General features: G+C 69.7%; 10 protein-coding genes and 4 pseudogenes. 7 read left to right on the plus strand and 7 right to left on the minus strand.

Annotation, left to right across the window (positions count from 1 at the left end):
* Positions 1-110 precede the first annotated feature (110 nt).
* From ACIPSJ_RS51280 to ACIPSJ_RS51290, 3 genes and pseudogenes are all read left to right on the plus strand, one after another.
* Positions 111-353, plus strand: a pseudogene (locus tag ACIPSJ_RS51280) (transposase); the annotation flags it as partial.
* Positions 354-840: 487 nt separating this feature from the next.
* Positions 841-1,653 carry a hypothetical protein gene (locus ACIPSJ_RS51285; protein WP_401357232.1) on the plus strand — a complete coding sequence of 271 codons (813 nt, stop codon included), beginning with the start codon at positions 841-843 and terminating at the stop codon, positions 1,651-1,653.
* Positions 1,654-1,956: 303 nt separating this feature from the next.
* Complete coding sequence (locus tag ACIPSJ_RS51290) at positions 1,957-2,130, plus strand: hypothetical protein (protein WP_401357233.1); 174 nt, start codon at positions 1,957-1,959, stop codon at positions 2,128-2,130.
* 270 nt (positions 2,131-2,400) lie between these two features.
* On the opposite strand, the gene ACIPSJ_RS51295 is transcribed toward ACIPSJ_RS51290, so the two are convergent.
* From ACIPSJ_RS51295 to ACIPSJ_RS51310, 4 genes are all read right to left on the minus strand, one after another.
* Positions 2,401-3,216 (minus strand): SAM-dependent methyltransferase, encoded by an 816-nt coding sequence (locus tag ACIPSJ_RS51295; protein ID WP_401357235.1) that lies wholly within the window; start codon positions 3,214-3,216, stop codon positions 2,401-2,403.
* 723 nt (positions 3,217-3,939) lie between these two features.
* A complete protein-coding gene (locus ACIPSJ_RS51300; RefSeq protein WP_401357237.1) occupies positions 3,940-4,641 on the minus strand; it encodes an SDR family NAD(P)-dependent oxidoreductase in 702 nt (233 codons plus the stop codon).
* 138 nt (positions 4,642-4,779) lie between these two features.
* Entirely contained in the window at positions 4,780-5,682 is a 903-nt protein-coding gene (locus tag ACIPSJ_RS51305) for an NADP-dependent oxidoreductase (protein WP_401357239.1), read from the minus strand.
* A gap of 59 nt (positions 5,683-5,741) precedes the next feature.
* Positions 5,742-6,668 (minus strand): oxidoreductase, encoded by a 927-nt coding sequence (locus ACIPSJ_RS51310; protein WP_401357241.1) that lies wholly within the window; start codon positions 6,666-6,668, stop codon positions 5,742-5,744.
* Positions 6,669-6,780: 112 nt separating this feature from the next.
* Here ACIPSJ_RS51310 and ACIPSJ_RS51315 point away from each other — a divergent pair, with 112 nt between their 5' ends.
* The 4 genes and pseudogenes from ACIPSJ_RS51315 (at position 6,781) to ACIPSJ_RS51330 (ending at position 10,174) form a co-directional block, all read left to right on the plus strand.
* Positions 6,781-7,986, plus strand: coding sequence for a cytochrome P450 (locus tag ACIPSJ_RS51315; RefSeq protein ID WP_401357244.1), 1,206 nt, complete (start codon positions 6,781-6,783; stop codon positions 7,984-7,986).
* 43 nt (positions 7,987-8,029) lie between these two features.
* Complete coding sequence (locus ACIPSJ_RS51320; protein WP_401357247.1) at positions 8,030-8,227, plus strand: ferredoxin; 198 nt, start codon at positions 8,030-8,032, stop codon at positions 8,225-8,227.
* The gene (locus ACIPSJ_RS51325) at positions 8,224-9,411 is read left to right on the plus strand and encodes an NAD(P)/FAD-dependent oxidoreductase (protein ID WP_401357250.1); all 1,188 of its coding nucleotides are present in this window, start codon (positions 8,224-8,226) and stop codon (positions 9,409-9,411) included. The genes ACIPSJ_RS51320 and ACIPSJ_RS51325 overlap by 4 nt, the downstream gene beginning before the upstream one ends.
* Positions 9,408-10,174, plus strand: a pseudogene (locus ACIPSJ_RS51330) (SDR family NAD(P)-dependent oxidoreductase). Before ACIPSJ_RS51325 ends, ACIPSJ_RS51330 begins: the two are co-directional and overlap by 4 nt.
* 112 nt (positions 10,175-10,286) lie before the next feature.
* Here ACIPSJ_RS51330 and ACIPSJ_RS51335 read toward each other — a convergent pair.
* From ACIPSJ_RS51335 to ACIPSJ_RS51345, 3 genes and pseudogenes are all read right to left on the minus strand, one after another.
* A pseudogene (locus ACIPSJ_RS51335) lies at positions 10,287-10,853 on the minus strand (electron transfer flavoprotein subunit alpha/FixB family protein); the annotation flags it as partial.
* A gap of 6 nt (positions 10,854-10,859) precedes the next feature.
* Positions 10,860-11,413 (minus strand): annotated as a pseudogene (locus tag ACIPSJ_RS51340) (electron transfer flavoprotein subunit beta/FixA family protein); the annotation flags it as partial.
* Positions 11,410-12,576: an acyl-CoA dehydrogenase family protein gene (locus ACIPSJ_RS51345; protein WP_401357253.1), complete on the minus strand. Its 1,167-nt coding sequence runs from the start codon at positions 12,574-12,576 to the stop codon at positions 11,410-11,412. The gene ACIPSJ_RS51345 and the pseudogene ACIPSJ_RS51340, both read right to left, overlap by 4 nt.
* Positions 12,577-12,609: the final 33 nt, after the last annotated feature.

Below are 12,609 nucleotides of genomic sequence, written 5' to 3' on the forward strand. Positions count from 1 at the left end.
GTTGACCCGGTACGGGGCGGGGAACCTGGAGCTGGATCGTGCCGGACGGGCTGTGGGAGATCGCGCAGCCGCTGATCCCACCGTCGAGGGTGCGGCCGCAGGGGGCGGCGGTACGCAGGGACCTGCGGAAATGGTTACGTGGCAAGCACATTGGAGTCCGGATCGCCCGCAAAGGCATCGAGTCCAGCGAACGGCTGGGCTATCGCAGGTGGGTTGTCGAAAGGACGATGTCGTGGCTGTCCGGCTACCGCGGACGCAGCCCACGCTACGAGCGCAACCCCCGCAACTACCTGGCCTTTCTCGGTCTCGCCGCGGCGATCTGCTGCCGCAGACGACTCGTCCGCCTCATCACGTGGGACACGGTCCGAGCCGTGCCCTCCTTGAAGAGGTCGCCGGGGTCAGCGGCACGGCGCTTCGCCCGCACCTGCCTCCGTACTTCCTCATCCGTGATCACCTCTGCGCTGCCCCTCCCCCTTCCCATCTGCACTGCGGGGATGCGCAGGCCGTACGACAACCGCACGGCGTGCAGGATGTCCCGCCGGGCAGCAACTCCACTGTGTGACAGTTCTGTTGACGGTTTCGAGACGGCAAGCCCGGCACTGCGCGGGTCGTGCCGACGGCGAAAATCGGGCAGCATGGTGGACTCGCCGGCCTCAATCGGCGTGCCGGCAGAGCGCGCCCCCTGCGATCGCGCCGCTGCCGGACCCTTCGTCCCGCAGTCCGCCCCCATCGGCAGCCCGTGACCCGGATCACACCCGCATCCCGGAGATTCATTGCCGGTGACCACGCCCCCGGTGACCGAGAGGTGAAACAGCCCGACCACGCAAGGAGCGGCCAGCAATGACCTACGACATGCCCGACCCGCCCGGCAACTGGCCCATGCACATCCCAGGACGCATCATCGGACATGTGTACGACATGGTCGTCGAAACCGCGGACGGCATCCGGCTGATGAGCGATGACGAACTGAGCCGTCACTACTGCACCAGTCTGGAAGCGCTCCGGGATCCCGTTCCCATGATGCGCACCGAGCCTCGGCCGGACGTCGTGTTCGCCTTGACGGCCCGTGGTGGCGTCCTCGGGAACCGTCCCCTTCCGCCTGCGGAAGGGGACGCCGCCGTCGACTTCTTCGGCGCCCGTTCTCTTGTGGTCCCCCGCAGCGAGCGGTGGCGGGAGGCCTTGTCCACCGCTCTGGTCGGCCCTTGGTGCGATCCACTGTGGGAGTCCGGGCACCTGCCGCACTCCGCACTCGGCGCGCTGAAGGCCGAGGCGCGCGTCCTGCACCGGCGACTCGTGCCGATGTGGCGGCGGCGCACCCGGCACGGGCGGGTCCTGTCCCTGGACGCCGACCTCGGCGGCCTGTCGCTGTACGACCTGGTCGCCGTCGACGTCGACCATCTGACGCACACGGCGGGCGGGGTGTTCGAGGACGAGCGGCTCGGCGCCGTGCTACGCGGCCTCGAACCGGCCGAACTCACGGTCGTCCTCACGTACGCCGAAGGCGAGACGGCCACCTGGACCGAGGCCGCGGCCGCCGCAGGGGCCACCGACCCGGCCGCCTTCGGCGAACGGGTCCGGCGCAAGGCCAAACGGCTCGCGGCCGAACAGCACCGCCGCGCCGCACAGCGCCGCACGCCTCCCCCGGCCGCCTGACCCGGGCTCACCATTCCGTCGACGGGCCGACTTGCCCATGCTGCGCCTGGACTGCCGCCATCGGCTCAAGGCCCGGGCGCTGTCTGTCTGCGCACAGTGAACGTGCAGCTCAGAGCCCATCCGGGCGGTCGGCGGCAGGCTCCACCACTCATATGGTCGCGCAGACTTGCGCGGCTTACCCACCGCTGCCGCATACTCCCGGCCCTGTCGGAACCCTCACCCCACGACACCAAGGGTGAGCCCCGCCCACGCTCCACTCCGCATGCGAGAGGCGCATGCCCGAACCCACGGGAGAAACCCGCCATGTCCACGCTCGCCCTGCTCGTCGCCGTCCTGCTCGGCCTGGCCTTCATCCTTGTCCCCGGCGCCCTCGCGTACCTGGCATACCGACATCCGACTGCCCGCGGCCCGATGGGCGTCGGCATCGCCGGCGTGGCCGCCATGGCCGCCGTCGTCATCCCGATCATCCTTCGCTGAGAGCGTGCACGCCGCTCCCAGGCCGGGCCCCGTCCCGTCTTCCCCCATGCGGATTTCGCCGAATTCGCTTCCTGGTGCCCTCGGACGGCAGCCGAAGGAACCAGGAAGGGCCGTGGGGTCTGCGACCGGCTGCAGGGTCGGACAGCTCAAGTTGCCCCGCCCTGGCTGGATGCGGTCGAGCAGGGTGTCGTGACAGGCAGGGAGGGAGCCGTCGCGAACGGGGGGCGGGCCCGCCGGTGAGCGTGTGCGGCAGCGAGGTGCGGCGAACGATCACGGCTTCAGCGCCACGGCTCCCAGCTGGGGTACGACCGTGGGCTCTTCGCCGGGCGCCGGCCGCCACAGCGAGCAGGACACGAGCCCGGGCTCCAGGAAGGTGAGCCCGTCGAAGTACTGGGCGACCTCCTCGCTGCTGCGGGCGGTGACCGGCGGTTTGGCGTTGGCGTTCCAGAACGCCATCGCCTCAAGCTGGAGGTCGCCGCCGAGTTCGGGCTCCGTGGTGGGATGGGTCAGTACGAGGAAGCTGCCGGGGGCCAGTGCCTCCAGGAGCCGACGTGCGATGGCCCGCGCCTCGTCACCGTCAAGGATGAAGTTGAGGATGCCGAGCAGCATGAGTGCGGTGGGCTTGGTGAAGTCGAGTGTCCGTCCGGCGATGCGCAGGATGGTGTCCGGGTCGTGCACATCGGCGTCGATGTAGTCGGTTGCGCCTTCCGGGGTACTGGTCAGCAGGGCGCGGGCGTGCGCGAGCACGATGGGGTCGTTGTCGACGTACACGATCCGCGACTCGGGGGCTGTCCGCTGGGCGATCTCGTGGGTGTTCTCCAAGGCCGGCAGGCCGGTGCCGATGTCGAGGAACTGACGGATGCCGTGCTCCTCTGCCAGGCTGCGCACGGCGCGGCCGAGGAACTCCCGGTCGGCGCGCGCGATGTCGCGGATGACGGGGATCATTCCGGCAACGTGGTCGCCCACCTGCTGGTCCACCTGGTAGTTGTCCTTGCCTCCCTGCCAGTAGTTCCACACGCGAGCGTTGTGCGCCGTCCCCGTATCAAGTCGCTGCACTGCGGCGTCGGCACTCTGGTTCTCGCTCACGTCTTCCTCTCCTCGCACGCCCAAAGACCGCATGAAACAAGGCACTTGCGGTCACGGCTGCGCTACGGCACATCGGTGGACGTCATTCTGCCGCACACCTCCTATGCCTTTCCTAAGAGTCCCGGTCCTCCGGCACAAGGCCGTCCTCACTCCTCCTATCAGAGGCTGGCTCAGCACCGCGGTACCCAGCAGACCTTCCGCTCTGGCTCTGGCGGTGCCTCCACAGCGCACGCCACCAGGCGAGCTCGGATGTCAGGAATCCGGGCGTTCTCGTCCGGACTGCATCCCGTTGTACGGAGGACCTTTCCAGGAGATGTATCGGTCGGGGCCACACCGGCTCGTGGGGTCTGCGCTCCCGGCGGCCGTAACGGTCGGAGGCCTGCGCCCAGGCCTTCTGCATGGACTGTTCAAGTGTCAGAGAACTCCGATGACGGGCGCTTGCCGCCAGCCACTCCACCAGGTCGGCAGGAACACCTGCCACCAGCTCGGCGGCCGCCGAGACCCCCGGCCTCCGTCACACCGCCCGCGTACCCGGAACCCTGCACCCATGCCTGCGTCCATCCGCCGCACTGCGCTTCTGAACGCACCAGCCCACCGCCCCGGGGAACAGCCTCCGCGGCACACCGGCCCTGAACAACGCCCCCTCGACAGCAGCAGCCTCCGGTCGGGCGCCGGGGAGCGCGGGCCGCCGGTCGGGCGGCCCGCACCGCACGGTTTGTTGCGTCAGCGGATGTCGTAGGGATGCTCGGCGCCCTCCCGCTTGGTGTAGATGTCCCAGTAGCGCTGGGCGATGGTGTCGGCCTGGGTTTCCGGGCCGCCGGAGCCGATCCACGCGAAGATCGGCACGTGGGCCGCGTACACACCTGTGCCGTCGAGGACCTGGTTCAGTTTCAGCACCCAGGCGCGCAGGGCGGCCGTGGCGATGGCGATGTTGCCGAACTCGGGCGGTCCGGCAAGCGGGTCCAGGGAGGACCCGCCGGTCGTGAACAGGAGCGTGCCCGCGTCACGGTCGATCATCTCGGAGAGCACCTGCTGTGCGGCAGCGATTCCGCCGTAGAGGTAGTAGTTCAGCTGCGGCTGGATGTTTTCGGCCGTGGCGTTCAGCGGAGTGGTCATGGTGGCGCCTCCCACGTGGTCTTCGGCGCCGCCCTCCGGGTTGTGCGATGCGGGCGAGTACTCCAGTACGTCAATGCCGCCGAAGCGCTCCTTGATGCGGGCGAACGCGGCGGCCAGGGACGGCCGGTCCATGACGTCGGCCGCGAACCCGGCGGCCTCGATCCCTGATTCGCTCAGCTCCGCGGCGAGGGAGTCCAGCTTCTTCTTGGTCCGCGCCACGAGTGCCACGGAGAAGCCGTTGCGGCCGAAGACCTTGGCGATGGACAGGCCCAGTCCGGGACCGGCACCGACGATGGCGATGGTGGGCATGAAAGTGTCCTTTCGGGAGAAGGGTCGAGCGTGGATGGGGAACGGTGCTGACGGTGTCGGCACCGATGCCGGTCGTGGCCTGCGGGGCCTCGTTCGGCGCGGAGGCGCGTGCGGGTCACCGGTGCTCGGGTTGCCTGGTCAGATCGTGATGACGAGCTTGCCCCGGGCATGGCCGACCTGGCTGCGGGTGTGGGCCTCGGTGATCCGGGCGAGGCGGTAGGTGGCCGAGATGTGCGGGGTATAGCCTCCGGCCGAGCCCAGGGCCGCGGCTTCGGCGATGGCCGACGCGGGGTCGTCGGCGGTGGCCGAGAGCCGGACGCCGTGTTCCTGGGCGGTGGGGTCGGCGATGGTGACGACGGCGTCGGCACTGGGCGCGATCCTGGTGAGGTCCGGCAGGGAGCCGGCACCTGCCACGTCGAGGATCGCGTCCACGCCGGCAGGGGCGAGGGCGCGCACGCGGTCGGCGAGTCCGGGGCCGTAGGTGGTCGGCATGGCACCGAGTGAGCGCAGGTATTCGTGGTTGCCCTCGCCGGCGGTGCCGATCACGGTGGCTCCGCGGGCGAGGGCGATCTGGGCGGCGGCGCTGCCGACTCCCCCGGCGGCACCCTCGATGAGCAGCGTGCTGCCCGCACCGACACCCAGCAGGTCCAGCACGCGGATCGCGGTCTCGCCCGCCACACCTGCGGCAGCGGCCTGCTCCGTGGTCCATGCGTCCGGCACCGGCGCCCACGCGGTGAGCACGGCGTACTCGGCTGCGGTCCCCGTGTTCGACAGCCCGAAGACCCGGTCGCCGACGGCGGTGCCGGTCACGCCGTCGCCGACCTCGTCCACCACTCCGGCGGCATCCTGCCCCGGGATCGCAGGCAACTGCTGCGGCATCACCTGCTGCAGGAACCCGGCCCGGAGCTTCCAGTCGATCGGGTTGACGCTCGCCGCCTGGACCCGGATCCGTATCCGCCCCGGACCTGCATGCGGCTCAGGCACGTCCTCGATCTTCAGCACTGACGGGTCGCCGTACGCGTGATATGTCGCTGCTCGCATTGAAGAGGATCTCCAAGTTTTCTGTCGGATCGGCGGGTTGGGTCGCACGACCGGCCGCATCAGGACGGGCCGGCGGCGTAGTGGACGCCGGTGAGGTCTTCGGACAGCTGCCACAGCCTGCGCGCGGTCTCGGGGTCCTCGGCGGCGGGATCCGGCTCGACGACTTTGGGGTGACCGCGCAGCTCCCGGAATCCGTCGGGGCCGAAGAACTGTCCGCTCTCGACGCCCGGGGCGGTCGCCGCGTACAGCTGGGGCAGGGCGCCCGTCGCGGCGTCCTGGGCCGCAAGGCGGTTGGTGATCTTGGTGAGCATCGTCCGTTGCAGGCCGGTCGGGCCGGTGCTCTGCAGGTTCGTGGCCGTGTAGCCGGGGTGGGCGAGCAGGCTGCGTACGGGGCTGCCGGCCGCGCGGAGCCGGCGGGCAAGTTCCAGTGCGAACGCCACGTTGGCGAACTTGGACTGCCGGTAGAACCGCATCGGGGTGTACCTGCGGGCACCGGTCAGGTCGTCGAAGTGGATCCGTGCGCCACGGTGGAGGTCCGAGGTGACGGTCACGACGCGCGGATCGCGCCCGGCCTGCAGCAGGTCGAGCAGCAGGCCGGTGAGGGCGAAGTGGCCGAGGTGGTTGCCGGCGAACTGGCGCTCGTGGCCCTGCGGGCTCAGTCCGCGGGGCGGAGCCATCAGACCCGCGTTGTTGATCAGGACGTCCACCGGCATCCCGTCGGCGTGAACGCCCTCGGCGAAGGCCTTGACCGAGTCCAGGTCGGCGAGGTCGAGGCGGCGCACCTCGAGGCGGGCACCGGGTCGGCCGTCACTGATCTCCGCGACGGCTCTGCGGCCCTTTGTCTCATCCCGTACGGCCAGGACGACGTGCGCGCCACGGCGGGCCAGTTCCTTGGTGGTGGTCAGACCGAGGCCGCTGTTGGCCCCGGTGACGACAAAGGTCCGTCCGCTCAGGTCGGGGATCCGGGTGGCGGTCCACTTACTCATATGACCCAGCATGCCTTTTGTGGCACACTGGGTCAAGCAGAACGCGTCGTGCCGTTTCTAGCGCGCGGTAGCAACCGCAGACCCCGACACCACCAGGCGACAAGGAGCAGTCATGTCTCCGACTCCGTCCAACCCGCCGTTCGTGCTCGCTCGCCCGGAGAGCGCGCCCCTGGACCCCCCGCCGCTCTACGCCGAACTACGCGAGGAACAGCCCGTCACCCGGGTCTCCCTGTGGGAAGGGCGCCTCAGTCCGTGGCTGGTCACCCGCTGGGAGGACGCCCGTGCCGTGCTGGGCAGCCCGGCGTTCAGCACCGATCCGACTCACCCCGGCGCACCCAACTTCAAGGAAGGATCCGCGCGCAGCCCGCGCGGCTTCTTCCAGAACTACGACGATCCGATCCACGCGGCGATGCGGCGCACCCTGACCAGGGAGTTCATGGTCAAACGCATCAACGAACTGCGCCCGGCCATAGCCCGCCTGACCGACGAACTGCTCACCGACATGGGCGAGTTGAGCGGTCCCGTCGACCTCGTGGAGCACTTCTCGCTGCCGCTGCCGTCCCTGGTCATCTGCGAACTGCTGGGCGTGCCGTACGAGGACCACACGTTCTTCCAGAAGCACTCGAAGACCATCGTCGACTTCAACTCGACCGGGGAGGAGACCCAGCAGGCCTTCGCCGCCCTCGCCGCATACCTGTTGGGCCTCGTGGAGACCAAGCGCACCACACCCGGAGACGACGTGGTCACCCGGCTCGCCGCGCAGGCGGACGAGGGTGCCATCACCGATCAGGACGCCGCCGACCTGAGCGCCTTCCTGCTCTTCGCCGGGCACGAGACCACCGCGAACATGATCACGCTGAGCACCATCACCCTGCTGAGCCACCCCGGCCAGATCCCGCACCTGCTCGGTGGGCCGGACCAGGTCGCGAACGCCGTCGAGGAACTCCTGCGCCACCTCTCCATCGTGCACGGCGGACTGCGCCGTACCGCCGTCGAAGACGTCACCATCGGCGGTGTCACCATCCGCGCGGGAGAGGGCGTGATCGTTCCGGTCCATGTCGCCAACCGCGACCCGGAGTTCTTCGACGCCCCCGACGATCTCGACCTGGACCGTGCGAACGCCCGCCTGCACCTCGCCTTCGGCTACGGCATCCACCAGTGCCTCGGCCAGCCGCTGGCCCGCGCCGAACTGCAGATCGTCCTGCCCGAGATCTTCCGCCGGCTTCCCGACCTGAAGATCGCCGTACCGCTGGAGGAGATCGCCTTCAAGCAGGACACAGCCGTCTACGGCGTCCACGAACTGCCTGTCACCTGGTGACCCGCCACCCCGAGCACCTCGCGAAGAGCAAGGAAGAACCGTCATGCGTGTAGAAGTCGACGTCCCCAAGTGCGTCGCCTCGGGCCAGTGCGTACTGCTCGCCCCCGATGTCTTCGACCAGCGGGACGAGGACGGCATGGTCGTCCTCCTCGACGAGACCCCTCCCGCCGAACTCCACGGCGCTGTACGGGAGTCGGCCACCGTGTGCCCGGCGGCCGCGATCCGGCTGACGGAATCATGACCGGCGCACCCGGCCGCGTCGTGATCGTCGGTGCCTCCGCGGCCGGCCTCACCGCCGCCGAGACCCTGCGCCGGGAGGGGCACGCCGGAACCATCACCCTCGTGGGCGACGAAGCCGCGGCCCCCTACGACAGGCCCCCGCTGTCGAAGGAGATCCTCTCCGGCGCCTGGACCCCCGACCGGCTGCCTCTGCGCACTCCGGCCGACCTCGACGCCCTTGGCCTGGACAGCCGCTACGGCCGCCGGGCCGTCCGGCTGAACACGGCTCAGCGCACCGTCGTACTGTCCGACGGCACCGAGGTGCCCTACGACGGGCTGATCGTGGCCACCGGGGTCCGCCCCAGGAAACTGCCCGGCGCACCGACCCACGTCCTGCGCACCCTGGACGACGCCCTCGCCCTCAAGGACCGTCTCGGTCCCGGCCGGAGCCTTGCCGTGGTCGGTGCCGGATTCCTGGGTGCCGAGGCCGCGGCAGTGGCGGCGGGCCTGGGCACCCGAGTGATCCTGCTCGAACCGGCCCCGGTCCCGCTGGCCCACGCGGTCGGCGAGGAGGTCGGCCGGATGCTCGCCCAGGTCCACCTCGACCATGGCGTGGACCTGCGCACCGGCATCGGTGTGGCCGAGGTCGTCCCGGAGGGCGTACGACTGGACGACGGCAGCGTGGTCGAGGCCGACACCGTACTGGTGGCCATCGGCTCCCGGCCCAACACCGAATGGCTGGCCGGCAGCGGACTGCGGCTGGCGGACGGGCTGGTCTGCGACCAGTTCTCCGCGGCTGCTCCCGGGGTGTACGGCGCGGGCGACGTGGCCCGCTGGCACAACCCGCTCTTCGGCATGCCGATGCGGATCGAGCACCGCACCAACGCCGCCGAACAGGGCATGGCCGCCGCCCGCAACCTCCTGGGCACCCAGCGGCCTTTCGCGCCCGTCCCCTACTTCTGGTCCGACCAGTACGACATGAAGATCCGCGCCTACGGCTGCCTGCGCGGCCACCACGAGGTACGGATCACCGAAGGGTCCCTTGCGGAAAGGAAGTTCACCGCCGTCTACCGCACCGACGACCGTCTCACCGGCGTCCTGTCCATCGGCATGCCACCCAGGAGCATCCGCCCCTGGCAGCAGGCCATCGCCGCCCGCGCCCCCTGGCGGCAGGCCGTGGCCCTTCCGGAAGGAACGGCGGCATGAACAGCATCACCGGGCTTGAAGGACACGGTGTCATCGTCACCGGAGCCGGGTCGGGCATCGGACGCGCCGCCGCGCTGCGGTTCGCACGGCTCGGGGCCAAGGTCCTCGTCGCCGACATCGGCGCGGCCCGTGCCGAGGCCGTGACCAAGGAAATCGGGACGGAGGGCGGCACGGCTGTGGCGGTGGTCGGCGACCTGAGCGACCAGAGGACGGTCGACGAAGTGATCGGTACCGCGGTCGGCGCCTTCGGAGACCTCGGTGTACTCGTGAACAACGCCGGGATCATGGACAGCACGACCGCCACCGCCGACGTCAGCGACGCGGAATGGGAACGGGTCATACGCATCAACCTCACCGCCCCGTTCCTCCTCACCCGCGCCGCCCTCCGCACATGCTGGAACGCGGCAACGGCGTCATCGTGAACACGGCCTCCGAGGCCGCCCTGCGCGGCAGTGGCGCCGGCACCGCCTACACCGTTTCCAAGCACGGCCTTGCCGGACTCACGAAGTCGACCGCGGTCATGTACCGGGACCGAGGCGTCCACGTCAACGCCATCGCCCCGGGCGGCACCCGGACCAATGTCATGGATGCCATCACCGTGGACAGGGACGGGGCGGCCGCCATCAGCCGCTACCAGGAGAACGTGGGACGCATGGCGTCGCCGGACGAGATCGCCGACGCCATCGTGTTCCTCGCCTCGGAGGCGGCGAGGAACATATCCGGCGTCATACTCCCCGTCGACAACGGCTGGTCAGCTGTCTGACACCAGCCACAACAGCGGTGCCCGGCCCATACGTCAGGGCCGGGCACCGCAACGCCCACCACTTCGGGCGCTGCCCACCACGCATTCGATACCAGCGCTGCCTTGGCCAGTCCTTGCGGGCCTTGATCTCGTCGGTCAACTGCGGGACGACGTCGAAGAGGTCGCCGACGACGCGGTAATCGACCAAGTCGAAGATCGGAGCTTCTGAATCCTTGTTGACGGCGACGATGGTGTTGGAGGTCTGCATGCCGGCGCGGTGCTGGATGGCGCCGGAGATGCCGTTGGCGATGTACAGCTGCGGGGACACACTCTTGCCGGTCTGGCCGACCTGGTTGGTGTGCGGGTACCAGCCCGCGTCCACCGCGGCACGCGAGGCGCCGACGGCCGCGCCGAGGGAGTCGGCGAGGGCCTCGATGATCGCGAAGTTCTCGGCGCCGTTGACGCCGCGGCCGCCGGAGACCACGATCGCGGCCTCGGTCAGCTCCGGACGCCCGGTCGACTCGCGCGGGGTACGGCCGGTGACCTTGGTCCCGGTCGCCTTGTCCGAGAAGGTCACGGCCAGAGCCTCGACCGCACCGGCGGCCGAGTTCGGCTTGACCGTGATGACCGGGGTGCCCTTGATGACAAGGGACTTGGTGGTGAAGGGCGCGGCGAACACCGACTGGGTGGCCACTGGGCCCTAAAAGGCCTGGTCCGTCATGGACACGATCGCTGGGAGGGCGGCCTCCAGCTGCTCGCTCGCCGCGTCGCCGTCACGACGGCCCTTCACCACGGCGTCCTCGAGCGAGGCCTCGGACAGCAGGGTGACCTGTGGGACGCCGAGACGCTCGGCGACCAGCGCCGGGACGACACCCATGGCGCCGTCCGTCGACGCCATCCCGGACACGACCAGGTCGAAGCCGGCCTTCTCGATCGCCTTGGGCAGGACCAGCGAGGTGCCGGTGGCGTCGGTGCCGTGCAGGTCGTCGGCCTCGACGTGGACGGCTTTGTCGGCACCCATCGACAGGGTCTTGCGGAGCGCGTCCTCGGCGTCCTCCGGGCCGACCGTCAGAACGGTCACCTCGACGTCGTCGCCTGCTTCCTGACGGTCTTCCGAGATCTGCAGGGCCTGCTCGACCGCGTACTCGTCCAGCTCGGAGAGCAGACGTCCGCGTCGTCGCGGTCGACGGTCAGGTCATGGGCGAAGTGCCGGTCGCCCGTGGCGTCGGGCACGTGCTTCACACAGACCACGATCTTCACGCGTCAAGTCCTCCTCGCTTGACCAGCTGGCTCGCGATCACGTTCCGCTGGATCTCATTGGTGCCCTCACCGACGATCATCAGGGGCGCGTCACGGAAGTAGCGTTCGACGTCGAACTCGGTCGAGTATCCGTAACCGCCGTGGATGCGAACGGCGTTGAGAGCGATCTGCATGGCGGTCTCGGAGGCGAGGAGCTTCGCCATCCCCGCCTCCATGTCCACCCGGCGCCCGGCCTGCGCCTCCCGGGCCGCGTACAGGGTGAGCTGCCGTGCCGCCGTCAACGAAGTCGCCATGTCGGCGAGGTAGTTGCCGATGGACTGGTGCTGCCAGATCGGCCGGCCGAACGACTCCCGTTGCTGGGCGTAGGCCAGGGCGTCCTCGAAGGCCGCGCGGCCGACGCCGAGGGCGCGGGCGGCGACCTGGAGCCGGCCGGTCTCCAGACCCTTCATCATCTGCGCGAAGCCCTTGCCCTCGACGCCGCCGAGTACGGCGTCGGTCGGCGCTCGGTAGTCCTCGAAGGACAGCTCGCAGCTCTCCACGCCCTTGTAGCCGAGCTTGGGAAGGTCGCGGGAGACGGTCAGGCCCGGGCCGTGTTCGACCAGGAGGATGGAGATGCCCTGGTGCGCGGGGCTCGCGTCGGTGTCGGTCTTGCACAGCAACGCGATCAGCTGGGAGCGCCGGGAGTTGGTGATCCACGTCTTGGCACCGTTGACGACGTACCCGTCGGGGTCCTTGCGGGCGACGGTACGCATCGCCTGGAGGTCGGAGCCGCCGCCCGGCTCGGTCAGTGCCATCGTCGCGCGGATCCCGCCGGTGGCCATCTTCGGCAGGTACCGGCGCTTCTGCTCGTCCGTCCCGAAGTGCAGCAGCAGCTTCGCGACGACGGTGTGTCCGCCCATGGCGCCGGCCAGGCTCATCCAGCCGCGCGCCAGTTCCTCGGTGACCAGGACGTAGCAGGGGGTGGAGACGGGAGTGCCGCCGTACTCCTCGGGGACCGCGAGGCCGAAGATGCCGAGCTGCTTCATCTGCTCGATCAGGGCTTCAGGGTAGGTGTTCGTGTGCTCCAGCTCCTGGACGACCGGCTTCACCTCCTTGTCCACGAAGTCGTGCACGGTCCTGACGATGAACCGCTCGTCCTCGGACAGGGTGTCTAGGGTGCTCATGCGGTGATGCTCCTTGGGTGGATCGCGTTGTCC

Source organism: Streptomyces sp. NPDC090088 (assembly GCF_044747345.1).
Classification (GTDB): Bacteria; Actinomycetota; Actinomycetes; order Streptomycetales; family Streptomycetaceae; genus Streptomyces.